This window comes from Lysinibacillus sp. OL1 (assembly GCF_004332175.1).
Taxonomy (GTDB): domain Bacteria; phylum Bacillota; class Bacilli; order Bacillales_A; family Planococcaceae; genus Lysinibacillus; species Lysinibacillus capsici.
Genome location: NZ_SJDS01000004.1, coordinates 116,764 through 141,730, shown reverse-complemented (window position 1 = coordinate 141,730; position 24,967 = coordinate 116,764). Strand labels below are relative to the sequence as shown.

The 24,967-nt window shown below is 37.9% G+C and carries 22 protein-coding genes and 1 riboswitch; of the genes, 8 read left to right on the top strand and 14 right to left on the bottom strand.

Translation table 11 applies throughout. From position 1 onward, the window contains the following. Positions 1-2: 2 nt before the first annotated feature. The 12 genes from EW028_RS09815 to EW028_RS09760 all read right to left on the bottom strand — a co-directional run bounded on the left by EW028_RS09815 (position 3) and on the right by EW028_RS09760 (position 14,292). Complete coding sequence (locus EW028_RS09815) at positions 3-1,154, bottom strand: ROK family transcriptional regulator (protein WP_131520749.1); 1,152 nt, start codon at positions 1,152-1,154, stop codon at positions 3-5. Positions 1,155-1,168: 14 nt separating this feature from the next. Next, a complete protein-coding gene (locus EW028_RS09810) occupies positions 1,169-2,050 on the bottom strand; it encodes a sugar phosphate isomerase/epimerase family protein (RefSeq protein ID WP_103117394.1) in 882 nt (293 codons plus the stop codon). Between the two features lies 1 nt (position 2,051). Then, entirely contained in the window at positions 2,052-3,110 is a 1,059-nt protein-coding gene (locus EW028_RS09805) for a Gfo/Idh/MocA family protein (protein ID WP_131520748.1), read from the bottom strand. 13 nt (positions 3,111-3,123) lie between these two features. After that, complete coding sequence (locus EW028_RS09800; RefSeq protein ID WP_112117293.1) at positions 3,124-4,002, bottom strand: sugar phosphate isomerase/epimerase family protein; 879 nt, start codon at positions 4,000-4,002, stop codon at positions 3,124-3,126. Positions 4,003-4,020: 18 nt separating this feature from the next. Next, on the bottom strand, positions 4,021-4,986 hold the full coding sequence (locus tag EW028_RS09795; RefSeq protein WP_131520747.1) for an ABC transporter ATP-binding protein: 966 nt from the start codon (positions 4,984-4,986) through the stop codon (positions 4,021-4,023). After that, positions 4,979-5,971 (bottom strand): ABC transporter ATP-binding protein, encoded by a 993-nt coding sequence (locus tag EW028_RS09790; protein ID WP_131520746.1) that lies wholly within the window; start codon positions 5,969-5,971, stop codon positions 4,979-4,981. Before EW028_RS09790 ends, EW028_RS09795 begins: the two co-directional genes overlap by 8 nt. A gap of 11 nt (positions 5,972-5,982) precedes the next feature. Further along, a complete protein-coding gene (locus tag EW028_RS09785; RefSeq protein WP_131520745.1) occupies positions 5,983-6,879 on the bottom strand; it encodes an ABC transporter permease in 897 nt (298 codons plus the stop codon). A 13-nt stretch (positions 6,880-6,892) separates the two neighbouring features. Beyond that, positions 6,893-7,816, bottom strand: coding sequence for an ABC transporter permease (locus tag EW028_RS09780; RefSeq protein WP_131520744.1), 924 nt, complete (start codon positions 7,814-7,816; stop codon positions 6,893-6,895). A 66-nt stretch (positions 7,817-7,882) separates the two neighbouring features. After that, positions 7,883-9,466 (bottom strand): glutathione ABC transporter substrate-binding protein, encoded by a 1,584-nt coding sequence (locus tag EW028_RS09775; protein WP_131520743.1) that lies wholly within the window; start codon positions 9,464-9,466, stop codon positions 7,883-7,885. A gap of 483 nt (positions 9,467-9,949) precedes the next feature. Beyond that, positions 9,950-11,302, bottom strand: a complete 1,353-nt coding sequence (locus EW028_RS09770; protein ID WP_131520742.1) for an aspartate aminotransferase family protein — start codon at positions 11,300-11,302, stop codon at positions 9,950-9,952. Positions 11,303-11,326: 24 nt separating this feature from the next. After that, positions 11,327-12,856, bottom strand: coding sequence for a CoA-acylating methylmalonate-semialdehyde dehydrogenase (locus EW028_RS09765; RefSeq protein ID WP_131520741.1), 1,530 nt, complete (start codon positions 12,854-12,856; stop codon positions 11,327-11,329). A gap of 23 nt (positions 12,857-12,879) precedes the next feature. Then, a complete protein-coding gene (locus EW028_RS09760; RefSeq protein WP_131520740.1) occupies positions 12,880-14,292 on the bottom strand; it encodes an amino acid permease in 1,413 nt (470 codons plus the stop codon). A 233-nt stretch (positions 14,293-14,525) separates the two neighbouring features. Between EW028_RS09760 and EW028_RS09755 the strand changes: the two genes are divergently transcribed. Beyond that, entirely contained in the window at positions 14,526-16,094 is a 1,569-nt protein-coding gene (locus EW028_RS09755; protein WP_131520739.1) for a PucR family transcriptional regulator, read from the top strand. A gap of 52 nt (positions 16,095-16,146) precedes the next feature. Here EW028_RS09755 and EW028_RS09750 read toward each other — a convergent pair whose 3' ends face one another. Beyond that, positions 16,147-16,941 (bottom strand): carbon-nitrogen family hydrolase, encoded by a 795-nt coding sequence (locus EW028_RS09750; protein ID WP_131520738.1) that lies wholly within the window; start codon positions 16,939-16,941, stop codon positions 16,147-16,149. A 96-nt stretch (positions 16,942-17,037) separates the two neighbouring features. On the opposite strand from EW028_RS09750, the gene EW028_RS09740 reads away from it, so the two are divergent. After that, positions 17,038-18,207, top strand: a complete 1,170-nt coding sequence (locus EW028_RS09740) for a pyridoxal phosphate-dependent aminotransferase (RefSeq protein WP_131520736.1) — start codon at positions 17,038-17,040, stop codon at positions 18,205-18,207. A gap of 41 nt (positions 18,208-18,248) precedes the next feature. Here the strand turns inward: EW028_RS09740 and EW028_RS09735 are convergent, their stop codons facing one another. Continuing rightward, the gene (locus tag EW028_RS09735; RefSeq protein ID WP_131520735.1) at positions 18,249-18,752 is read right to left on the bottom strand and encodes a PPC domain-containing DNA-binding protein; all 504 of its coding nucleotides are present in this window, start codon (positions 18,750-18,752) and stop codon (positions 18,249-18,251) included. Positions 18,753-18,874: 122 nt separating this feature from the next. Next, a riboswitch (SAM riboswitch) is annotated at positions 18,875-18,979 on the top strand. Positions 18,980-19,067: 88 nt separating this feature from the next. Between EW028_RS09735 and EW028_RS09730 the strand changes: the two genes are divergently transcribed. The 6 genes from EW028_RS09730 (at position 19,068) to EW028_RS09705 (ending at position 24,855) form a co-directional block, all read left to right on the top strand. Then, the gene (locus EW028_RS09730; RefSeq protein WP_131520734.1) at positions 19,068-19,898 is read left to right on the top strand and encodes a MetQ/NlpA family ABC transporter substrate-binding protein; all 831 of its coding nucleotides are present in this window, start codon (positions 19,068-19,070) and stop codon (positions 19,896-19,898) included. 106 nt (positions 19,899-20,004) lie between these two features. Then, the gene (locus EW028_RS09725) at positions 20,005-21,030 is read left to right on the top strand and encodes a methionine ABC transporter ATP-binding protein (RefSeq protein WP_131520733.1); all 1,026 of its coding nucleotides are present in this window, start codon (positions 20,005-20,007) and stop codon (positions 21,028-21,030) included. Continuing rightward, positions 21,023-21,694: a methionine ABC transporter permease gene (locus EW028_RS09720; protein WP_004225517.1), complete on the top strand. Its 672-nt coding sequence runs from the start codon at positions 21,023-21,025 to the stop codon at positions 21,692-21,694. Before EW028_RS09725 ends, EW028_RS09720 begins: the two co-directional genes overlap by 8 nt. Positions 21,695-21,707: 13 nt before the next feature. Beyond that, on the top strand, positions 21,708-22,487 hold the full coding sequence (locus tag EW028_RS09715; RefSeq protein ID WP_131520732.1) for an enoyl-CoA hydratase/isomerase family protein: 780 nt from the start codon (positions 21,708-21,710) through the stop codon (positions 22,485-22,487). Between the two features lie 14 nt (positions 22,488-22,501). Continuing rightward, positions 22,502-23,662 (top strand): alpha-hydroxy acid oxidase, encoded by a 1,161-nt coding sequence (locus EW028_RS09710; RefSeq protein WP_131520731.1) that lies wholly within the window; start codon positions 22,502-22,504, stop codon positions 23,660-23,662. Continuing rightward, entirely contained in the window at positions 23,659-24,855 is a 1,197-nt protein-coding gene (locus tag EW028_RS09705; RefSeq protein WP_131520730.1) for a CaiB/BaiF CoA transferase family protein, read from the top strand. Before EW028_RS09710 ends, EW028_RS09705 begins: the two co-directional genes overlap by 4 nt. Positions 24,856-24,967: the final 112 nt, after the last annotated feature.

Sequence of the window (24,967 nt, the reverse complement as noted above, 5' to 3'; positions counted from 1 at the left end):
CTTTAAACAGACAGCAACTGCTTTTGTGCTTGTAATGCCGCTCCTTTAACAACCCCTTCTTTTAATTGATTGGAAAACTGTAAATCAAAGTAGGGTTGTAATTCCTTCCATATATACTGTTTACACTTTTCACTAAGTAGTTTTTGAAATGTCACATTGTGCTCAATAATTTCTCCACTGACGATGACAGCCTCTGGTTCGTATAAACAAACTAGATTATTGATGGCTATAGCTAGAAAAGTAGCTACATCTTGTTGAATATCGATCGCCCATTGCTCACCTTGATCAACACACTGCAAAATCTCTTCTATTGATTGAATATTAAGATTTTTAGGTGTTCTTTTTAACAGCGTAACTTCAGAAACATACATCGATAAGCATCCTCTTTTACCACAGTGACACATTTCACCAAAGGGATTAATCGTTATATGACTTATTTCTCCAGCTTTATTTTGAATGCCACGATACACTTCTCCATTTAATAATATGGATGCTCCTATTCCCGTTCCAATTCCGACTAAAATACAATTTGAATACTGTGGCGTATAGATATCACCAATTTCAGCAATGATTTGCATTTTTAATTCATTATCTATGATGACTTCACAACCAAAAACACCATTCAAATCTTCTCTTATAGGGCAGTTTTCCCACTTCAATTGCTCAGAGGAAACGATAATTCCTTCCTCGTTATTGATTACTCCTGGAATTCCTATCCCAATGCCTAGTAATTTATCCTGAGCAATCTGATATTCTGTCATGATATTTTCTATAGATCGTTTAAGTAGATATATAGCTTCTTCGTATTGATGCTTGATGCTACATTTGACTTCCTGAAAGGCAATAAGCTTCCCTAAGAAATCTAGTATACCTATTCGAATAGTAAAACAGTCAATTTCTATCCCAATCGTATATAAAGCATCTTCTCGCATATGAATTAACGTAGGACGTCTACCAATGGCTGTTTCTTCCGATACCCCTTCAAGAATAAAGCCTTCCGCTTCTAGCTCCTGCACAATACGAGTAATGGTCGTAGGGCTCATTTTTGTATATTTTGATAATTGAATTCTTGAAATTGGCGCCATCTGCCTTATTGCGTCAAGCACAATATATTTATTTTGTCTTCGCATTTGTACTTGATCTTGCTTTTTCAAATTAGATTCAACCCCTATTTAAACTTTTCTATGAATTGTACAGCTTCTTTGATGTCTTTTTCGGGATTTGATCTCACTTCTCGTTCAATAGTTAAATAGCCATTGTATCCGATTTCTTGTAAAGCTGAAAAATAAAGCTCGAAATTGACATCTCCATGACCTAATGGAAGTTCTCTAAAAAACTCTCCATTTTCCACCATTTCTTCTATTTTATCATGAGATGTTCCAGAATCGTATCCTAAGTACCCGTACACATCTTTAGGATTCGTTGACTGCAGTTGAATACCATCCTTTACATGTGTATGTACAATATATTTCTTTAATAGTTTGACTCCAGCTACAGGATCATCTTTTGTTACCATCACCATATTGGCTGGATCAAAATTAACCGATACACCGTTCGTTGATAGCTTATCTAAAAACTCTTTTAATGTTTTACTCGTTTCTGGCCCTGTTTCAATCGCAAAATAAGCATCTAATGATGTAGCATATTGTCCTAATTCTTCACAAGCTTCCAGCATTGTTTGATAGATTGGGTCATTTTCATCTTCAGGAATAATACCGATATGGGTTGTAACAATGGATGTTCCTAGGTCCTTGGCTAATTGCAGTATTTCTTTCGATTTCTTGATTTTCCAGGCATTTTCTGCTTTATCTTGGAAGCCATGTCCTCCTAAATCTCCACATAAGGCGGAGATTTCTAGACCTAACCCTAAAATATACGCCTTCAATTCTGCTCTTTGTTCAGCATTTAGGTTATCGGGGTCCAGCTCACCTGAAACGGCATACATTTGTACCCCCTGTGCCCCAACTTCTTTCGCCTTTAATAAACCTTCACGAATAGGTAAACGAAAGCTGTCTACTATCACACCGATTTTATTATCCAATTTTACCATTTTAATAAACAACCTCCTTTCCTTCAGTTGCAGAAATATAAATACCTTCTAAGATTTTCATAATTTCTACCCCATCCTCCACAGGTGCAACTGAATCATAATGATGAAGGCAACAATCAACAAATGAATTAATTTCATTTTGAAAGGCTGTCGCAAAATCAAAAGTTAGATCGTTAATTTGAGGATGAATATTTAAAATTGTATTATGCTCTTCACTTACAATTTTTAATTCAGGCTCTAGCTCTGCTCCACCGTTCGTGCCATATAGCTTAATACTTATTTCATCTTTTAAAGCATGTAGTGTATAGGAAACGTCTACCATTAGCGATGCTCCATTCTCAAATGTAATAAGGGCATTTGCTAAGTCTTCTACTGTGTTTTTAGTTGCATCATAGTCTGCAGCCTTGTAGAAGGATAAATTTTCTATATGATTTCGATTTCCTAATTGATTGTAAGTATGACCTGTTATACGTTTCACTTTTGGTCTACCCATTAAGTACCAGCATATATCAATTACATGTACCCCTAGATCAATTAAAGGTCCGCCGCCAGACTTATCAATTTCGGCAAACCAGCCTCCTGGATTCCCTAATCTTCTTAGGCAGGAAGCTTTGGCATAATAAATATCGCCCAATTTGTTATCGTCGATGAAGCTTTTCAGTACTTTGGTATTTGTTGCAAATCGTCTTACATAGCCCATTTGAAATACTTTCTGATGCTTTTCTGCAACCTTTTGGATATTTAGAGCCTCTGCATAAGTCATAGATAGCGGCTTTTCTATTAGAACATGTAAGTCATTTTCCAAAGCAAGAATCGCCAATTCAGCATGCGTATTATTCCATGTACAAATACTGACAGCATCCACATTTTTATCTGCGAATAGCTCTTCTTTTGAAGAAAAAACATGTGTTGCTCCAAATTGGGCTGCTTTTGCTTTACCTCGTTCAATGGAAGCATCATACACGCCATATAATTCAACGTATGGATTATTCGTATAGGAACCTAAGTGAAAATCTGAAATAGAACCTGTGCCAATGACACAAACTTTTAATTTATCCATGTGCTTTCCTCCTTTAGAGCTTGCATTCATTCCATAAACGACGTACATTATCCATCCCTATTTTTGAACCAACTTGGCAATCTTCCATCCCTTCAAACTCAATAGTAAGATAGCCATCATATCCACTGCCTTTTACGAGTTTAATAATTTCTCGAATATTTATATCACCATGCCCGACAATAGCACCTCTGATGTAGTTGTTATGAACTGTACGGAACCACTCGCCCTCACCTGGATTTTCATAATAAGGACGAATGTAAAAATCTTTGAAATGCACTGTAGCAGCATAAGGAATGTTTTTCATAACACCAATGAGAGGCTCTTCATCAATACATAAAAAATTACCGATATCTAAAGTTGTTTTAAAGTTGTCTCTGTTTACCGCATGAATTAATTGTTGTACACGATCACTTGTTTGAACATTAAAGCCATGATTTTCAATCGTTGTCGTAATATTAAATTGTTTCGCGTAATCTGCAATTAACTGACAGCCTCTAACCATTTCTTCAAAATGCTCGTTGTAATAATGAATGGATGTTTGCTCCTTTGGTAAGGTAAAGAGAGTAACGTCATGGCGCATAATGTGAATACCCATATGATGTACTACATCAATATGTTTCTTTAAACGTTCAACTTCTTCTAAAAAAGCTTCCTCCGTATCCTGAATAAAGTTAGCTGGTAACGAATAGGCGGATAACTCTAATCCTAGCTCTGCTGCTTTATCTTTAATTTCAGTTGCAAGTTCATAGTTATCTACAACCGTAAATTCATAGGGCACTAATTCTACATGCTGACCACCGTTGTCTGCTACCCATTGTAAAACATCTAGAACATCCATCTCTCCCTGTCTCATTTTTTTAACCATGCTGTATGTGCTTAACCCTATTTTCATTTATAAACATCCTCTCCATTAGTTAACAAAGTGACATGCAACACTTTGCTCTTCGTTAATTTTCCTCATTTCTGGTATAGCTTGCTTACATATATCTGATGCAAAGGGGCACCTTGTGTGGAAGGTACAACCACTCGGCGGATTTTTAGGATTTGGAATATCACCAGTTAAAACGATCTTCTTTTTTCGTAATGTTGGGTCTGCAATCGGTACGGAAGCAATGAGCGCTTGTGTATAGGGATGCTTTGGTTCATTAAATATGGTTTCTTTACGCCCAATTTCTACAATGGATCCTAAATACATAACCCCAATATAATGGCTAATATGTTCTACAACACTTAAATCGTGAGAAATAAAGAGATAAGATATTTTATATTCTTGCTGCAATTGCTTTAATAGATTCAATATTTGCGATTGTATAGATACATCCAACGCAGACACAGGCTCATCAGCAATGATTAATTTTGGCTTTGTAATTAAAGCACGAGCAATACCCAAACGCTGTCTTTGTCCACCACTGAACTCATGTGCATAGCGATCAGCATGTTCAGCATTTAATCCAACGACTTCCAGCATTTCAAGCACTAGTTTTTCACGCTCTGCTTTCGAAAGCTTTGTATGAATTTCTAAAGGCTCTCCAACAAGCTCCTTGACCTTCATTCTTGGATTCAATGAGGCATATGGGTCTTGAAAAATCATTTGAACAGTTTGCCTTAAGTGCCTTAATTCGGACGGCTTTGCAGTAGCTACTTCCTTCCCATCCACCACGATACTTCCATTCGTTGGTGCTAGTAATCTAGTAATTAATCTGCCCGTAGTAGATTTCCCACAACCACTTTCCCCAACTAAACTAAATGTTGTACCTTCTTCTATTTCAAAGGAGACATCTATAACTGCGTTAACATATTGCTTTTTTTGAAATAACCCTCCGGCTATTTGAAAGCTCTTTTTTAAATTCTCCACTTTTAATATACTGTTAGGCATTTACTTCCACATCCTTTTTCACATATAGCCAGCAGCTACATTGGCGTGTAGCCGAAATTTTTACTGTCGGTGGACTCTCCCGATGGCATATAGACATCGCTTGATTACAACGTGGAGCAAATTTACAACCATTCGGCATATTTTGTGGGGATGGTACTTGACCATTGATAGAATCTAATACCTCTTTGTTATCACCAATTTTCGGTACAGATGCAATTAAACCTTTTGTATAGGGATGCTTGGGGCTAGCAAATAATTCAAAGACATCTGCTTCCTCTACAACCTGCCCTGCATACATGACCACTACCCTATCGCACATTTCCGCCACAACACCTAAATCATGTGTAATTAATAAAATAGCTGTCTCATTTTCTTCCTTTAGCTTTTTCATTAGCTCTAAAATTTGAGCTTGTATCGTGACATCAAGCGCAGTGGTTGGTTCGTCGGCAATAAGTAAATTAGGGTGGCAGGCCATAGCCATTGCAATCATTACCCGTTGGCGCATTCCTCCTGAGAGCTGATGTGGATATTCATAAATGATTTCCTCGGCTCTTCCTATGCCCACGCTTTTTAACATTTGGATTGCATGATGCTTACTTTCGTTTTTCGGCAGCTTCAAATGCATCTCAATTGCTTCCATTAACTGCTTGCCTATTTTTAAGACAGGATTTAAAGAAGTCATGGGCTCTTGAAAAATCATGGCCATTTGCTTGCCACGAATCTTCCGAATTTCTGATTCGGACATTTTCGTCAAGTCATGTCCATTAAAATGTATAGAGCCATTGATGATTTTGCCTGTAGTACCTTGAAATAATTGCATGATGGATAACGATGTTAAGCTTTTTCCACTGCCCGATTCTCCCACTAAGCCTACTATCTCCCCTTTACGGATGGAAAAATTGACACCTCTTAAAATTTTGATTTCCTTATTATCACGCGTAAAGGACGTTTCTAAGTCACTTACTAGCAATACATGTTCTGGCATAGGCATTCTCCTTAATTATTTTTTATTTTTGGATCTAACACATCTCGTAATCCATCACCTATTAAGTTAAATGCTAGTACGGTTAAAAATATGGCAATACCTGGCATGATGACTACATGCGAAGATGTCCCTAAATAGTCACGCCCACTACTTAGCATTACTCCCCACTCAGGCATTTCAGGGCTTGCACCTAAGCCTAAAAAACTTAAACCAGAAGCTGCTAAAATGGCTGTCCCTATACGCATTGTGACAAAAATGATTAACTCACTAATTGTTTCAGGGAAAATATGTTTCCACAGCACTCTAACATGCGATGCTCCCATAGATTGTGCTGCTTCTACATAGACATTCTCCTTCGCATTCAATGTAGCACCTCTGACTAAACGAGCAAAAGATGGCACACTAAAGATCATCACAGCAATGATGACATTATTAATACCAGGGCCCAATAAGGCTACAATGGCAATCGCTAATAATAAATCAGGAAATGAAAACAACACATCACAGCTACGCATGATGATTTTGTCAACCCACCCACCGAAGTAACCGCTAATTAAACCTAAAATAGTTCCTAGTATTAAGCCTAAAAATACGGCACTGAAACTCACCATTAAGGATATTTTTGCGCCTACTATTAAACGACTAAAAATATCTCGACCATACTCGTCCGTTCCTGCCAAATGACTTGCACTTGGTCCCTCTAATAAAGCATTATAATTCGGTTCAAAAGGATCGTAAGGTGCGATATAAGGGCCAATAATAGCGACTACAATTAACAATCCTATAAAGATACTTGCTACCAAAGCAGCCTTTTGTTTTTTAAAAGACTTCCAAAATTCTTTAAGAGGAGAGTATTTTCTTTGTGTATTTTGCACTTGGCTATTTTGCACAGTAGTTGGTGAAGTCATTTTGTTCCCTCCCTTAAGAATTTAATTGGATTTTTGGATTTAACACGGTATAAAGCACATCAACTATTAAATTGACTAAAATAAATTCAAATGCAAATAACAGCAGTGCAGACTGAATGACGGGATAATCTCGAAAGGCAATCGAATCAATTAAAAGTCGTCCCATTCCTGGAAAACTAAAGACTGTCTCCACTACCACCGATCCTCCTAAGAGAAATCCGAATTGCAGACCTGCTACTGTTACCACAGAAATCAAGGAATTTCTTAAAGCATGGGTCACAATAACGGAGTGTTCTTTCAATCCTTTTGCTCTCCCTGTTCTTATAAAATCAGCTTGTAACGTTTCAAGCATGGAAGAACGAGTAAATCGCGCAATCATTGACATAATGCCAGCCCCTAAGGTCAAGGAGGGCAAAATATAACTAGAAAAGCCATCTAATCCACCTGTCGGAAATAACCCTAGCTGCACTGAAAATAATTGAATTAATAATAAGCCCAACCAAAATCCTGGAATTGAGATGCCCGAAACAGCCGTTACCATACCAAAATAATCAGGCCATTTGTTTTTATTGATGGCAGAAAAAACACCAATCACCAAACCCATTAATGTAGCCCAAAACATGGAAAGGAAAGTAAGATGAAGAGAAGGCATAAACCTTGTTTTAAACATATCTATGACAGGTAGTCCTGTTGTTAAAGATGTTCCTAGCTCACCCGTCACAAGATTTTTCATATAATCCATGTATTGTTTAAGAATGGGTTTATCTAAACCTAACTCATGGCGTACATTTTCAACATCTTCTAGCGTGGCATCCTTACCAGCTACTAATCTTGCAGGGTCACCTGGTATGAAATGAATAAATAAGAATGTTAATATGGAAATGACAATTAATATCGGTATCATTTCAATCGTTCTTCTTGCTATATACTTCCACATGTGGCCTTCCTCCTTTCTATTTTTGTAGAAAAGGAATTGACGAGCATCAATTCCTTTAACTGTTCATTACTCCACTTTGGCATTCTTCACATCAAGTCCACCTGTAGGGTTTACTAGCACACCGCTCACATTTGAACGTACACCGTAAACAACCTCATCTACCCCTAAGAAAATCCAAGGTGTATCTTGATAAACGATTTCCTGTAATTTTTCATATAGTTCAGCTTGGCGATCTACATCTGAAATGGAGTTAGCTTCATCCATTAATTGATCTGCCTCCGTGTTATGATAGTAAGCTGTATTTGCACCATTCGGTGGGAATGATACGCTATGGAAAAGAGGCTTTGTTGCATTCGTTATATCCGAAGCATACGCTGACCAACTCACATACCACATTTGTAATTTCGCATCATCTGGTGTTTGTGCACCATAGATTTCGTCTGATAAAGTTCCTTCTTCCATTGATTTAATTTCTACTTTTACACCGATTTGACCTAACTGTTGTTGAATAAACTGCATACCCTTCATCGTATCCGAGTTTGTGTTCCCCCAGATTTCAATATCGAAGCCATCTGGATAGCCTGCCTCAGCCAATAATTCTTTTGCCTTTTCAATATCGTGTTCATACATTTTTTGCTGCTTATAATAAACGGTTTTGGAAGGAATAATTGAGTCTAATGGTAAACCCAGCCCTGCATTCACCACTTTTAAATAAGCATCCTTGTCCACTGCGTAGTTAAAGGCTTGTCGAACTTTAATATCATCCAAAGGTTTTTTATAGGTATTTAATGAAACGTAATGTGCAATTGTAGAAGGAACCTTATTTACCTCTACATCTTTACTATTAGAAAGCTCATCAATATTTTGTGCTGGCACTGGATAGATAACCTGAGCATCGCCCGCTTTTAGCATCGCTACGCGCGAGCCGTTTTCTGGCACTGGTTTATAGGTGATTTTAGCAACACGTTCTCCCCCATCCCAATAGCCATCAAAGTTTTCAATTGTTAAATGGTCTCCTTGTACCCATTCAACAAATTTATATGGTCCTGTACCAACAGGTTTTTTAGGTATGTCTGCTGAATTTTCTTTAATCATTTTTGGACTAATCATTTTGGCAACGCCGAATCTCGTAATCATTGGTCCATATGGTTCTTTTAAAGTAACTTTAATTTCATAGTCACCTAGAATTTCAACATTGCTGATTAAGCTAAAACCACGAGAATATAAACGTAAGCTTTCATCATTCATGATTCGTTCAATGTTGACCTTTACAGCTTCAGCATTAAACTGCTCCCCGTCATGGAAAGTAACCCCTTCTTTAAGTTTGAACGTATAGACTAGCGCGTCTTCACTAATTGAGTAGTCATCTGCTAAAACCTTAATAATTTGACCATCTGCATTAAAGCCTAACAATCCTTCTAGCATTGTCTCCTGTACAGAACTCGAATTCGTATCCCCTGTGTTATGCGGATCCATTGAAATAAAGTTTTCATTTACAGCGATAACAAGTTCATTTTTTGAACTAGCTGTACCTGAATCTGTAGTAGACTTGTCCCCAGTATTTGATGCGTTAGAATTGTCTTTCTCTGCGCATGCCGCTAAAAGCAACGTACATAGAATTACAAAAACCAATTTTTTAACATAATTCATCTCATCTACTCCCTTTGTAAAAATATATAAAAATATTTCTTATAACTTAAATTAAGAAATATAATTACCAAAAAACAGTTATTTTCTCCACTGCTGAAAATAAGTAGGCAAAAAATAAACTATATTTTCTTACGATTAGACAATTCATTTCAGGAAAAATTGCTCCCTCAACTATCACAATTGCATTTAATCAGAAAGTATAGTTCAACATACAAGGTATATTTATTCCACTGCTGAAAATAAATGATTAAAAAAATATTCCCTCTCAGGACATTTTTCATTATCAGAAAATTAATTATTTTTTAACAACTATAAACTACGAAATCTAATATTTCCACTATTTTTTAAATAAATTTCAGAATTTTATAATTATTTTTATAGAACTATAATAATTATCCCTAGAATTTTTTCTTGCCCCAAAGTCCAATATAAAAGTTCTAAAAGCCCTTATTACATGGCTTTTAGAACCTACATGAATAGTTGCTATAGCGTATTTATACTATTCACAACCACATTTAGTATGCGGTCAAGATCTTCTTGTGCAATATTAAGTGGTGGTGATAACGTTAAGACGTTATTAAATCCTGCTACAGTAGCTCCATTTTTCCCAATGATGACCCCTTGCCCTTTACATGCTGCAATGACAGCATTCACTTTCTCTACAGGTAAAGGTTCTTTCGAAACTTTATCTACCACTAATTCAATTCCAATCAATAAGCCTTTGCCTCGTACATCTCCTACATTTGGGTGATGCTGTAATTCTTGTTGCAGTGTTTTTAGTGCTGCTGCACCAATTTCCTTGGAACGGTCAAATAAAGCCTCTTGCTCAAGAATCTCAATATTTTTTAATGCGACTGCACATGCCACCGGTGAGCCACCGAATGTATTTACATGGCGGAAATAGCCGTATGCATCTGATCCAGTAAACGCCTCATATATTTCACGCTTTACCGCTGTAGCTGATAATGGTAAATAGGCACTTGTAATTCCTTTGGCCATTGTAATAATATCAGGCTTTACACCATAATTCATAAATCCAAATGGCTTCCCTGTACGACCAAAGCCACAAATAACCTCATCCACAATCATTAAAGCGCCGTGTTTTTTGCATACTTCTTCAATACCTTTTAAATAGTTTTCTGGAGGCATAATGACACCACCACCTGTAATAATAGGCTCTAAGATCATTGCTGCAATTGTATCGCCCAGCTCCCAGGTCATCGTTTTGTCTACGGCCTTTACACTCGCTAAATCTAATGGTGCAATAGTCTCACTTTCATGCTCACGATATTGATCAGGTGGTGCAACATGGATAAAGCCAGGTGATAGAGGCTCATATTTATATTTACGCTCCGCCTGCCCTGTTGCCGCTAATGCACCGAATGAGTTCCCATGATAAGCACGGTAGCGAGAGACGATTTTATAGCGCGAGCTTTGTCCTTTTTGCTGGTGGTATTGTCGAGCTATTTTAAAAGCTGTTTCATTCGCCTCTGAACCACTGTTAGAGAAGAAAATAACATACTCTCCACCAAGCATTTCATTAAGTTTTTCGGCTAATTCGACTGCTGGTAAATGTCCCTGAGATAAAGGTGCATAAGCATTTTTCATCATTTGTTCATGTGCTGCATCCGCTAATTCTTTACGACCATAGCCAACATTGACACACCATAGCCCAGCCATCGCATCAATATATTCCGTACCATTTGTATCAGTGATTCTTGCGCCATCAGATTTCTCTACTACATACGTGGCTTGCGGATTATAGGGTTTCATCGAATGCCAAACATATTGCTCATCCTTTGCTAATACATCACTTTTAAGATTGATCTGCGTCATCGCCAAACACCCCTCATTATTATTTTAGTTTTTCGCATCGTTATTACTTGGGAACGCAAAGGAGCTTGCTGTATCCTCTGTCTCATCGGGCCAACGTTCAGAAATCGTTTTTGCCTTTGTAAAGAACCTCGCCTGATCTGGACCAAACATATGCCCTTCACCAAACTTAGATCGTTTCCACCCACCAAAGTTATGATAGCCAACTGGGATTGGGATTGGCACATTTACCCCTACCATGCCCACCTCAATTTCTTCTTGGAATTTACGCGCTGCCGCTCCACTGCTTGTAAACATTGTGACACCATTGCCAAGCTCATGATCATTTATTAAATCAATAGCCTCTTGTAGTGAATCAACCCCTACTACAATACGTGCTGGACCAAAGACCTCCTCTTTGAAGATCGTCATTTCTGGTGTGACATGATTAAGTAAAGTAGGACCAAGATAAAAACCATTTGACGATTCACATACTTTTGGATTTCTTCCGTCAATGACAAGATTCGCTCCTTCACTGACTGCGCCATCGATATAACGTATAATCGTTTCCTTTGATTGTTTAGTGATAACAGGACCAAAATCGACGTCTTGCTCTGTATAAGGCCCTACCTTTAGTTCGGAAATTTTATTTTTCAATATTTCCGTAAATCGTTGCTCCGTATCCTTCCCTACAACGAGTGCACCAGAAATAGCCATGCAACGCTGAGATGCTGCGCCATATGCTGCTCCTAAAAAGGCATTTGCTGTCTGTTCTAAATTGGCATCAGGCATAACAATCATAAAGTTCTTTCCACCACCAAATGCAGCGACACGTTTATTGTGCTTTGTCCCAGTTTGATAGATATATTCAGCAACAGGCGTTGAGCCAACAAATGAAATGGCTTGAATCTCTTTATTTTCTAATAGTTCATCAACTGCTTCTTTATCTCCATTAACCACTGTCCAAATACCGTCTGGTAGACCTGCCTCTTTCCATAATTGGCTCAAATATAATGCTGAAATAGGTACACGTTCAGATGGCTTTAGAATAACGGCATTTCCTACCGCAACAGCCATACTTGTAATAGCCAGTGGTACCATAACAGGGAAATTAAATGGTGCAATGGTTGCTACTACACCAAGAGGCGATTTGGCAGAAAAAGCATTAATATTTCCACCTACATTGACGGAATACTCTCCTTTTAGCAGTTGTGGGGCACTGATCGCCATATCCACAGATTCAATCCCACGGACAATTTCACCTTTCGCATCTTCCTTAGTTTTTCCACTTTCCTGGCAAATCACATTGATAAGTTCTTCCTGTCTTTCTACTAACAGCTGACGGAAACGATGTAGCACTTCTACCCGCTTCCCAATTGATGTTTTTTTCCATGCTGGAAAGGCTTCCTTAGCTAACTGAATAGCATGCTTTACCTCGGCTCTTGAAGCAAGGGGTACTCTTGCAATAACCTCACCTGTTGACGGATTATATACTTCAGAGAATCTGTTACTTGTGCCTGTGACCTCTTCTCCTTGGATAAAATGTGTTAGCGTTTTCATTTCTTGTTGAACTGTCATAATGGACCACTCCTTTTTTCGTCTTATTGTTCAAAATCAAACTCGTCTTTTGTGAAAAGAGAACTTGATTCTTCGGCTTGTTTGATCACCTTTTTCTTTTGAGTCAGCATATAGAAAATCATCACAATGACCACAATAACGCATGTAAATAATATTTGTGAGCGCATAGACTCTATAAAGAACATCGCAATGAGTAATGCTGTTGTTGCTACTATTGTTAAATATGTTAAATATGGAAATAGCCACATTTTCACCTTTAATAGCTCTGGATTTTCTTGCTCAATCTTCCGTCGCATTCTTAATTGTGAAAAGGCAATGATTAAATAAAGAATCAACGTAATAGCACTACAAGAACTTAATAAAAACATAAATACTTTATCTGGCGACACATAGTTCATAATGACCGCAATATATGAGAAAAATGTTGCGGCAAGTATGGCATTGACAGGTGCACCATTTTTGTTTAATTTTAAAAATGCTTTTGGTGCTTCTCCTTTTTCCGCTAAAGAAAATACCATTCTTGATGTAGCATAAAGTGCAGAATTTAGGCACGATAATACAGCAGTTAAAACAACAAAATTCATAATTTGTGCAGCTGCAGGAATACCAATATAATCAAGTACCGCTACATAAGGACTTGTTAAAATATCTGAGGAATGCCAAGGCAATAGCGTCACTACAACTGCAATAGAGCCTACATAGAAAATTAAAATACGCCAAGTAATAGAATTGGTAGCTTTTGTGACAGCGGCTAACGGTTCATCCGATTCACCAGCAGCAATCGCAACGATTTCTGTCCCCATAAATGAAAAAATAACGATAACGACACCCATTAGAACAGCACCAAAACCATTTGGTAAAAAACCACCCTGCTCAACTAAGTTGGTCATACCAACAGCAGTAAAGTTTGGAGCAATACCAAAGATAATAAATGCACCAAGACCTAGAAAAACGACTATACTTGCAACCTTAATAAGAGAGAACCAATACTCAAACTCACCAAAAGCTTTGACAGAAAGAACATTTGTTAATGTAAGTGCTACAGTTAATAACAGACTTAATAGCCATAAAGGAATCCCATCATACCAATATTGAATAATGGCAGCTGCTGCTGTTGCCTCTAAAGCAATGGCAATCACCCAGAAAAACCAGTACAACCATCCAATCATAAAACCTGCCCACGGACCAATGGCTTCATGTGCATAGTGAGCAAACGAGCCACTCGTTGGATTGACTGCCGCCATCTCACCTAGCATACGCATAACTAATACAACGATAATTCCTGCAAATATATACGATAAAATTGCCCCTGGACCAGCTAGGTTAATGACCGAGCCACTCCCCATAAATAGTCCAGCACCGATTACACCGGCAATCGCAATCATCGTCATATGCCGCTTCTTTAATCCTCTTTGTAAATGCGTTTGTTGCCCCATATCTGTCACCTCTTTTAGTAGATTGCTTGATCGCTTACAAAAATCTTACATCTTTCATAACGTTGAAGTAATAGACAAACTGTAAAATTCTATACTTTTGTTTTATACATAATGTAAAATAGACTAAATATTCTTAAAATAATTTTTAAACGATTTTATGAGTAAATTTTTATCACCAAGCAGAAATTATTGAATTCTAACCACAGACACGCATGTCAAAAGGAGGGGCAAAAATGAGCCCATTTCAACTAAAAGTACTAGACGTTTTACAGAATAAATATTTTCAAAATGCAGAGGTAGTTGCAGGTCATGAGGGATTAACAAGGAGCGTTAAATGGGCACATGTACTAGAAATCATACATGTTGATAATTTTTTAGTTGGTGAAGAGTTAGTATTAACTACAGGGCTTAGTCTCCAACATAGTATTGAGGACTTTGTATCCTTTATAGAAGCCATCATTCAAAAAAATTGTGCTGCCCTTTGTATTGAATATGGCACCTCTATTCAAGCAGTTCCTGAAGCGATTTTAACACTTGCCAACCGTCACCAGTTTCCTATTATTGTTTTCCATGAAGCAGTTCCTTTTGTTCGTATTACACAGGATTTACATAGCCAAATTATCAATCAGCAATATCTATTGATTTCTTCACTAGAAGCTTACTCACAAACATTGAACAAAAATGCAGTATTGGGACAAAACACGGATGACATTTTACAAAATATGTATAATGAATTAAAAATACAAATTATGTTCTCCATTAAGGGAAGAGAACCTGTCTTTTTCCCAAATATGGCTCATAAAAAGCGGCAGCAATTCCTAACATTGAATACATCGACTCAGCAGTTTAAACATGAGCCTATTTTTCTATTTGATCAACATTATGCCGATTTATCAATTTATCGAGAAGATGGGCTTTTCTCCGAATTTGAATTATTAATATTAGATCGCACAGCAACAGCATTGGCACAGCTTTTAATGCGAGAGTTTTATATTGAGGAAAAAAAGAATATTGAGGATGCTTCGATTTTAGCTGATTGGATTGATCAAAAACTGTCTAAGGAGGAAATTTATAAATTTATCGTTACACATTATACTAACTATACACATTCTAGTGGCACTGTCTTTATTTTGGCTTCTCCTAATACGTTGACAAAGGCACAGGAGGATGTAGTCTATAGTAAGCTTTATTATCGTAATCTCTTTGAGCAACATGGCTTTATTCCATTTTTATTTGAAAGAAAAAGCTATGTTATTTTTATTTTACTGCATACAAAAGATAGTAAAGCCATTCGTGATATGCTAAACAACATGTTTTCCTCTTTGGTCAAAACTGAATTTTATAAAAAGCAGCAGGCACAAGGTTATCAGATAGCTATTGGGAAGGTCGTTTGTGATGTAGATGAAATTCCTAAAAGCTATCAAACTGCACTAGAAACCTTATATATTTGTCGAAAAGTACAAACGTCCTCGTTCTTTTATGATGATCTGCATTTATATCATTTAATCTATAAATTACAAATGCAGGTGGATTTACAGGAAGTGATTTACGACTATTTACAGCCCGTTATTGAATACGATAAAAAATATAATAGTAAGCTTCTCGAAACATTGCAGGTGTATTTACAAACAAATGGCTCTAAACAGCAAACAGCGAATCAATTATTTATTGTTCGTCAAACACTCTATCACCGCTTAAAAAAGCTTGAAAGTTTACTAGGCAAAAATTTTATGAATGGGCATAACCGCATTACACTTGAATTTATGCTACTAGCCAATTCATTGATCGAGGATAAGAGCTAGAAAAAAGTTGGCACGCTTAAAAGGCTATCTCCCCTCCTAAGCGTGCCCTTTATTACCCTTTCACAACTACATCCTGATACAGTCCAGGTCTGCGATCATCGTAAACAGGGATTCTTCCACGTACTTCATCAACAATAGAAAAGTCTACATCGATCACCGCTACTTCCTCGTCCTCAGCACCAACCCAAAGTACCTCTCCCCAAGGCTGAATAATCATGGATTGCCCATTAAAGTTTTCTATCTTTTTTGCAATACGATTAACGGCTATGACAAAACATTGATTTTCAATTGCCCGAGCCTGTAGCAATGTTTTCCAATGGTCAATCCTTGGAGTTGGCCACTGCGCTGGTACAAATAATACCTTTGCTCCTTGTAATGCATGGGCTCGTAACCATTCTGGGAAGCGAATATCATAGCAAATAACACCAGCAGCTTCAATGTCACCTAGAGCAAAACGATTCATTTCATTCCCTGCCTCTAAGTAAAGATGCTCGTCCATTAAACGGAAAAGATGTGCCTTGCTATATTCCCCTACAAGCTCTCCATTACGATCAAAGGTATACATCGTATTATAAAATTTGTCGCCTTTCTTTGTTGAAACAGAGCCACCTACAATATGTACATCTAGTTCCTTAGCTAGTTTAGCTAAAAAGGCTTTTGTCCGCTCACCATCGATATCTGCTAGCTCAGGTAGTTTTTCCAAAGCATAGCCTGTATTCCACATTTCAGGTAACACAATAATTTCTGCCCCTTGTTTTGCAGCTTCTCGAATCTTCTCTTCAGCACGTGCAAAATTTTCTTCAACTTTGCCAAAGCCAACATTTAATTGAATACAACCGATTTTCATCTCTATTCCTCCTCTAGACAATTAACAGAAAAAGTAATACTATTTGCTTCATATTCTTCAATAATAATTATTATATTCTGAAAAAGGTGATTATGCATGGAATTCTCTAAAAAACTACAGCAACTACCCACTCAATTTTTTGCAGCACTCGTTCAAAAAGTAAACTTGGCCCTAGAAGAAGGGCGTGATGTCATTAACCTTGGGCAAGGAAATCCCGATCAGCCAACGCCTACTCACATCATTCAAGCATTACAGGAAGCGGCTGAAAATCCTCAAAACCACAAATATTCACCATTTAGAGGTCTCGCTGAATTACGCCAAGCGGCGGCCGACTTTTATCAACGTGAATATCAGGTAGAACTAGATCCTGATACAGAGGTAGCGATTCTTGGTGGAACAAAAATTGGTCTAGTAGAGCTACCTTTAGCTGTGTTAAACCCTGGTGACACGATGCTCTTACCAGACCCTGGCTATCCAGATTACCTATCAGGTGTCGTACTAGGAGACGTCAATTTTGAAGTAATGCCCCTTTTTGCTGAAAATGATTTCTTACCTGATTATCATGCATTACCTGATGAAGTGAAAGAAAAGGCAAAGCTTCTTTACTTAAATTACCCAAACAACCCTACAGGTGGTACAGCATCACTTGCGTTTTTTGAAGAGACCGTTCGCTTTGCGAAGGAACACAATATTATCGTATCACATGATTTTGCTTATGGGGCAATAGGATTTGACGGTAATAAACCAGTTAGCTTCCTTCAAGCAAATGGTGCAAAAGAAGTAGGAGTTGAAATGTATACATTATCGAAAACCTATAATATGGCTGGCTGGCGTATAGGCTTCGCTGTAGGGAATGCCGAGATTATTGCTGCTATTAATCTTATTCAGGATCATCTGTTTTGTAGTCAGTTCCCTGCCATTCAACAAGCTGCAGCAGTAGCACTGACAGCTTCCCAGCAATGTGCGGATGAACTACGAGCTACTTATGAGCGTCGCCGAAATGTACTCATTGAAGAAGCTAGAAGAATTGGCTGGCATGTTACGGCTCCAAAAGGCTCCTTCTTCGCATGGCTCCCTGTACCACTAGGCTATACAAGTGAACAGTTTGCTGATCTATTGCTCGAAAAAGCTGATATCGCTGTAGCAGCAGGTAATGGCTTCGGTCAATATGGTGAAGGCTATGTGCGCGTAGGGTTGCTAGTTAGTGAGGAGCGCTTACGTGAAGCAATCCATAGAATCGAGCAATTACAATTGTTTAATAGATAATGTGCCTTATCCTGTAGCTATCTCTAGCTACAGGATTATTACTATTTTTCAATTTTCCTTGGTTGCCCTAAACCATCTTCTAATGGATAAAATTGAACATGACCTGTTTCATCATCCCATTTTCGAATATGTTGAATACCTTGTACCTCTGCCAACACGATGTCAGCAGTTATAACAGGATTTCCCCCTTTTATTAAATGCCCACCCGATACTACACCACATTGATCACTCATAGAACCATGGAAATGTGTCTCATATCCACCATCTCGCTTACACACCACACCTGAACCTTGAATAAATTCTAGTGGTCCCTCTTTTTCAATCACATTACTAAAACGAACATGAATTTGAGCTGTTGCATCTGGCACTAAATAAACAAAGCTACTTTTTTGAAAGCTGCCAATACAGCTTACAATTGTTGCTGACTCTATATTATTCTCTTCGCAAAGCGCTTCAATCCCTTCAATGATATCTGTTCCCGTTAGAAAACGAGCACTAATAACCTTACCAAATGAACCTATACCATAATTAACTCTTACAGACATTGTTATCCCTCTTTTGTGTCGAAATATTATAATTATATAAAAAATTTAAAAATTATTTATTGACTTACTATACCCTATAAATTATATTAGTTCTATCGGAATTACAAAAAAATATTATAAATCTCTTATCAAGAGTAGCTGAGGGACTGGCCCTATGAAGCTCGGCAACCTCCTTTTTAAAGGAAGGTGCTAAATCCTGCAAACGATCTTCGTTTGATAGATAAGAGAGGACATCTTTTCATGAGCCTCTCTTAATTTGTAAGAGAGTTTTTTTATTTTCAAAAAACCGATAAAAACAATCTTGGAGGTATTTTCATGAAAAAGAAAAATAAATTTTTAGTAGGTTTAGCAAGTTTAACATTAGTAGCAGCTTTAGCAGGCTGTGGCTCTAAAGAAGATAGTAAAAGCCAAGCTGAAGGAATTGATGAAAAGAAAATCGTTGTAGGCGTCACTTCTGGTCCACACGAACAAATTGCAGAAGTAGCTGCTAAAGTAGCAAAAGAAAACGGGCTAGAAGTAGAGCTAAAATCATTTTCTGACTATGTTTTACCTAATACATCCTTAGCTGAAGGTGATCTTGATGCGAACAGCTATCAACACGAGCCTTTCCTGGATACATTTAATAAAGATCATGATACAGAGTTAGTACCAGTGGGCAAAACGATTTTAAATCCAATGGGTATCTACTCAGAAAAATATAAATCCTTTGATGACATTCCTGACGGAGCAACGTTTGGCTTACCAAATGATCCAACGAATGGAGCCCGTGCCCTCTTTGTTTTACAGGAAGCTGGCTATATTAAGTTAAAAGAGGGCGCAGACTTAACAGCCTCGATCCGTGATGTAGAAGAAAACAAAAAGAATTTAAAATTCATTGAATTAGAGGCCGCTCAAATTCCTAAACAACTTAGTGAAGTAGATGTAGCAGCTATTAATACAAACTTTGCATTAGAAGCTGGCATTAACCCTAAAGATGACTCTATTTTATTGGAATCTACTGATTCTCCATACGTAAACTATATTGTCGTGCGTGCTGAAAATGAAAATGATCCAACAATTAAAAAGTTCGTTGAGGCCTACCAATCTGATGAAGTACGTCAATTCATCGAAGAGGAATTCAAAGGTTCAGTAATCCCTAGTTGGTAATACATTCAGGAAGCTTCTATAAGCCGAAGAATCTGCCGAAATTCCTCTATAGGAAAACGAGCAGATTCTTGCTTTTTAGAAGGTAGAGAAAGGAGCATACAATCGCATGATTCAATTACAAAATATCTCAAAAGAATTCAAGTCGAAAAAAGGCATCATAAAAGCTGTGGATGGCATCAATCTTCACGTAAAAAAGGGACAAATTCATGGTGTAATCGGCTATAGTGGTGCTGGTAAAAGTACACTCATTCGTTGCGTTAATCTACTAGAACGTCCTACAGCAGGAAAAGTAGTGATAGACAATGTAGACATTACGACCCTTTCTCTTCACGAATTACGTCAAACACGCCAAAAAATCGGGATGATCTTCCAGCACTTTAATCTATTAAAAACAGCAACAGTTTACAATAATATTGCAGTTCCCTTAAAGCTACTAGGCTATAAAGAGGCGGAAGTAAAAAGCCGAGTAGCTAAGTATGCTGAAATTGTCGGTTTAACAGATAAACTAGACAGTTACCCCAATCAACTTTCAGGTGGTCAAAAACAGCGTGTGGCTATTGCGCGTGCCTTAGCACAGGAACCAGAAATTTTACTTAGTGACGAAGCAACAAGTGCACTTGATCCTGAAACAACGGAAGCCATTCTTGAATTGTTGTTAAAGATTAACCGTGAATTAGGAATTACAATTCTGCTCATTACACATGAAATGAATGTCATTCAAAAAATTTGTGATGAGGTTTCTGTTCTAGAATCTGGGAAAGTTGTAGAATTCGGCACAGCGATTGAACTTTTTGCAAAACCAAAGCACCCTACAACGCGAAAGTTTTTGAATACAATTTCACAACGTAATTTATCCCCTTCTCTTATTGAGCAATTAAATGTTTCAGGAAGTGTAATCCGTTTAACATTCCTTGGTGAAAGTACTGGTAAGCCATTATTAGCAGAAGTCACTAAGGTATACGATGTGCAACCAAATATTTTAACAGCTAATATTATTGAATTAAAAAACGGTATTGTCGGCAATATTGTGGTGCATTTACATGGCGAGACGCAGATTGTCCAAAAAGCGTTAACGTATTTTTCAGAAAATGGCGTGGCAGTGGAAGAATTAGGAGGTGCGTTCAATGAGTAGTATCCAAAGTTTCTTTACAGATTGGTCAGATGTTATTGGCAAAGCAATTATCGAAACATTTCAAATGGTCGGAATTTCATTATTGTTCTCCATTCTGATTGGCATTCCATTAGGGCTATTAATCGTTTTAACACGACCAGGACAATCCTTTGAAAATAAATTTTTCTATCAGTTTTTTAATCTATTTATCAATATTGTTCGCTCTGTTCCATTTATCATTTTATTATTCTTCATCTTACCTTTTACTAAGTTAATTGTAGGTACAACAATTGGTGTTAAAGGTGTAATCGTTCCGCTAGTTGTTTACACAGCTCCTTATATTGCACGACTGATGGAATCTGCGCTTTTAGAAGTGGATTCAGGAGTGGTAGAAGCCTACACAGCCATGGGTATTAAACGTCGCCATATCATTTGGCATGTCCTATTACGTGAAGCTCGACCATCTATTATTTTAGGCTTAACAATTGCCACAATAGGATTAATTGGTGCAACAGCAATGGCAGGAATGGTTGGTGCTGGTGGTTTAGGTGACCTTGCCTATCGTTATGGTCATTTACGCTATGAGGTTGATGTGATGTATGCAACTGTCTTTATCTTAATCATCCTTGTACAGAGCATTCAATCCATTGGTAACCGCTTCGCCGCGAAGTTGAAAAAAGATTAAGAGGAGAATGAAGATGACAAAGGAAATTTATGTAGAGAAAAATGGCTATATTGCAACGTTAGTATTAAACCGCCCAGATAAACGAAATTCTTTATCAAGGGCAATGTTTCAAGCCATAGTAGACCAACTAGAGCTACTCCGTGTAGATTCTTCCATCAAACTTTTAATTGTTCGCGGTGTCAATGAAGTAGCCTTTTCATCTGGGGCAGATATTAGCGAATTTTTAGATGTTCGTTATGCTACAGACAATGCCAAAGCCTATAATGAATTGGCTCTAAAGGCGATCGATGCTCTCTATAAATTTCCGCACCCGACAATTGCTATGATTCAGGGCTTAGCAATTGGTGGTGGCTTAGAGTTAGCAAACGCTTGTGATTTTAGAATAGCAACACCTAAGAGTAAGCTAGGCATCACCGCTGCAAACATAGGTATTGTCTATAATTTAGAAAGCACGAAACGTCTCATCAATATTGTTGGTGTCGCTAAGGCAAAGGAAATTTTGTACACAGCTACTATTTTTACAGCTAAAGAAGGAAAAAATATTGGTTTAATCACGGCCCTCCACGAACCAGAGGATATTAATGAGGCGACATTGCAATTCGCTGAACATTTATTAAGTAAATCATCCATTGCAAACGCAGGCATCAAAAAAATTATCCAAGCAATTGTTGATGGTGAAAATGAAGAAAACGATGAGCTGGCACAGTTAGTTTTGGATTCATTTAGTTCAGACGATTATAACGAAGGTATACAAGCCTTTTTAAATAAAAGAAAGCCTATTTTCAATAAATAAGTGAGGTAGTAATGATGACAAACATAACTGATGGCGATCTACTCTTAAAAAATATCACTGCACAAGCCCCCTTTCCCATTTGCTTTGCAGATTTAGAAAAGGCCGTAGCGAAAAAAATCGAAGCTGGCCCTTTTGGCTACATCCGTTCAGGTGCTGGCGGTGAACAAACACTGCGCAATAATCGTGCAGCTTTTGAGAAGTATTCCATTGTTCCCCGATTTTTAAATGATGTGTCAAACGTTGATACATCGGTTCATTTGTTTGGTAAAACATATCCAACTCCTTTGCTTTTTGCTCCTGTAGGCATGAATGGAATGGTTCACGATGAAGGTGAGCTTGCCGTTGCACGTGCTGCCCAGTTTTTAAATATCCCTTATATACAAAGCACTGTTTCCACTTTTGCTCTTGAAGAAGTTGCTCAGGCTGCCCCTTCCGCAACAAAATGGTTTCAATTATATTGGTCTACTAATGAAGAAATTGCTTTTAGTATGGCTGCACGTGCGGAGAAAGCTGGATTTGAAGCGATCGTTTTAACTGTCGATACCGTAATGCTTGGCTGGCGTGAAGAAGATGTACGCAATCAATTTTCACCATTGAAGCTAGGCTATGCAAGAGGTAATTATATGAATGATCCTGTTTTTACAGCCGCTTTACCTGATGATTCATTCGAGTCCTATGTACAAGGTGTCTTGCAAAATGTCTTCCACCCAACGCTTAATTGGGAGCATGTTCGAGCGTTAAAAAAACGTACTAACCTTCCTATTTTATTGAAGGGAATTCTACATCCTGAAGATGCAAAGCTTGCTATCGACAATGGTATTGATGGCATTATTGTATCAAACCATGGTGGCCGTCAATTAGATGGCGTAATTGGTTCACTTGATGCCCTTCCTGCTATTGCGAAAGTTGTGAATGGACAAATTCCTATTATATTAGATAGTGGTGTGTATCGTGGTATGGATGCCTTAAAAGCACTTGCTTTAGGAGCAGATGCCATTGCAATTGGACGTCCTTTCGTCTATGGGTTAGCCCTTGAAGGACAACAAGGCGTCGAAAAGGTGATGACCAATCTTTATGATGAATTAAAGGTTTCCATCGCATTAGCAGGTTCCACCTCTGTCAAAGGATTACGTAATATCACATTAGTCAAACAGGATGGGACTGAGGTTAAATGAAACAAGCATTACAAGGATTAAAGGTTATCGATTTATCACAAGTCTTAGCAGGTCCTTATTGCACCATGGTATTAGCAGATATGGGTGCAGAAGTTATCAAAATTGAAAAATACCCAAATGGAGACGATACCCGTACAATGGGTCCATTCGTTAATGAAGAAAGTCATATGTATATGATGGTTAATCGTAATAAAAAGGGTGTCTGCATCAATTTAAAAACGACTGAGGGACTGGCTTTATTTAAAGAATTGATCCAATCTGTTGATGTACTTGTGGAAAATTATCGACCAGGTGTCACGAAAAAGCTTGGTATTGATTATGATACATTAAAAGCCATCAATCCTGGCCTAATTTACTGCTCTATTTCCGGTTATGGTCAAACAGGTCCTTATAGTCAAAAGGGTGGCTATGATATTATGGCTCAGGGTCTGAGTGGCTTAATGCATATGACAGGTGAAGCAGATGGACGACCTGTAAAAGTTGGCTTTGCGGTGAATGATATTGCTGCTGCACAAACAGCCTTACAATCGATTTTAATGGCCTATATTTATAAGCTTCGTAGTGGTGAAGGTCAATATATTGATGTGTCCTTAGTGGAGTCAGGTCTTGCGTGGACTGTTTGGGAGGCCGCTGCTTACTTCGGAAGGGGTGAGTTACCTGATCGAACAGGAACCGCCCATCGTGTGTCTGCGCCCTATCAAGGTTTCAAAACACAGGATGACTATATTCTAGTAGGTGCTGGCAATCAAAAGCTATGGGAGATTTTTGCGGTAAAGGTTGTCAATCGACCTGATTGGTTAGACAATCCTCTCTTTACTACCAACTATTCACGTGCCCAACATGTGAGGGAGCTAGAAGCAGAAATTGAAAGCGAGCTAATCAAGCATAAGGCTATCTACTGGCTCGAACTGTTGGATAAGCACGGTGTACCATCTAGTCCAATCTATTCTTATGACCAAACATTAAATGACCCCCATATACTAGAGCGTGGCATGGTACTGTCCTATGAACACCCTACTGCCGGACCAATGAGAACATTGGGATTCCCAGCAAAGTTTTCACAAACACCTGGACAACTAACAAGTGCAGCACCTACATTAGGACAACATAATGAAGAAGTTTTACAGGCATTAAATATTTCTGATCAAGCTATTCAACAGCTCAAGGCAGGCAAAATAATTGGGGCAAAATAAAGAGATTACCTATTTTTAGATCGCTATCCATTAGATTTAGGCTTCTATCGGTCACTTTTTTGATTCTATCCTTCACTTTTTTCTTTCTATCATGCAAAAAAGGCTTCCCCAT

Coding starts and splice junctions, on each gene's coding strand:
- EW028_RS09810 (WP_103117394.1), bottom strand. CDS start 2,050: ATGGTAAAATTGGATAATAAAATCGGTGTGATAGTAGACAGCTTTCGT.
- EW028_RS09805 (WP_131520748.1), bottom strand. CDS start 3,110: ATGGATAAATTAAAAGTTTGTGTCATTGGCACAGGTTCTATTTCAGAT.
- EW028_RS09800 (WP_112117293.1), bottom strand. CDS start 4,002: ATGAAAATAGGGTTAAGCACATACAGCATGGTTAAAAAAATGAGACAG.
- EW028_RS09795 (WP_131520747.1), bottom strand. CDS start 4,986: ATGCCTAACAGTATATTAAAAGTGGAGAATTTAAAAAAGAGCTTTCAA.
- EW028_RS09790 (WP_131520746.1), bottom strand. CDS start 5,971: ATGCCAGAACATGTATTGCTAGTAAGTGACTTAGAAACGTCCTTTACG.
- EW028_RS09785 (WP_131520745.1), bottom strand. CDS start 6,879: ATGACTTCACCAACTACTGTGCAAAATAGCCAAGTGCAAAATACACAA.
- EW028_RS09780 (WP_131520744.1), bottom strand. CDS start 7,816: ATGTGGAAGTATATAGCAAGAAGAACGATTGAAATGATACCGATATTA.
- EW028_RS09775 (WP_131520743.1), bottom strand. CDS start 9,466: ATGAATTATGTTAAAAAATTGGTTTTTGTAATTCTATGTACGTTGCTT.
- EW028_RS09770 (WP_131520742.1), bottom strand. CDS start 11,302: ATGACGCAGATCAATCTTAAAAGTGATGTATTAGCAAAGGATGAGCAA.
- EW028_RS09765 (WP_131520741.1), bottom strand. CDS start 12,856: ATGACAGTTCAACAAGAAATGAAAACGCTAACACATTTTATCCAAGGA.
- EW028_RS09760 (WP_131520740.1), bottom strand. CDS start 14,292: ATGGGGCAACAAACGCATTTACAAAGAGGATTAAAGAAGCGGCATATG.
- EW028_RS09755 (WP_131520739.1), top strand. CDS start 14,526: ATGAGCCCATTTCAACTAAAAGTACTAGACGTTTTACAGAATAAATAT.
- EW028_RS09750 (WP_131520738.1), bottom strand. CDS start 16,941: ATGAAAATCGGTTGTATTCAATTAAATGTTGGCTTTGGCAAAGTTGAA.
- EW028_RS09740 (WP_131520736.1), top strand. CDS start 17,038: ATGGAATTCTCTAAAAAACTACAGCAACTACCCACTCAATTTTTTGCA.
- EW028_RS09735 (WP_131520735.1), bottom strand. CDS start 18,752: ATGTCTGTAAGAGTTAATTATGGTATAGGTTCATTTGGTAAGGTTATT.
- EW028_RS09730 (WP_131520734.1), top strand. CDS start 19,068: ATGAAAAAGAAAAATAAATTTTTAGTAGGTTTAGCAAGTTTAACATTA.
- EW028_RS09725 (WP_131520733.1), top strand. CDS start 20,005: ATGATTCAATTACAAAATATCTCAAAAGAATTCAAGTCGAAAAAAGGC.
- EW028_RS09720 (WP_004225517.1), top strand. CDS start 21,023: ATGAGTAGTATCCAAAGTTTCTTTACAGATTGGTCAGATGTTATTGGC.
- EW028_RS09715 (WP_131520732.1), top strand. CDS start 21,708: ATGACAAAGGAAATTTATGTAGAGAAAAATGGCTATATTGCAACGTTA.
- EW028_RS09710 (WP_131520731.1), top strand. CDS start 22,502: ATGACAAACATAACTGATGGCGATCTACTCTTAAAAAATATCACTGCA.
- EW028_RS09705 (WP_131520730.1), top strand. CDS start 23,659: ATGAAACAAGCATTACAAGGATTAAAGGTTATCGATTTATCACAAGTC.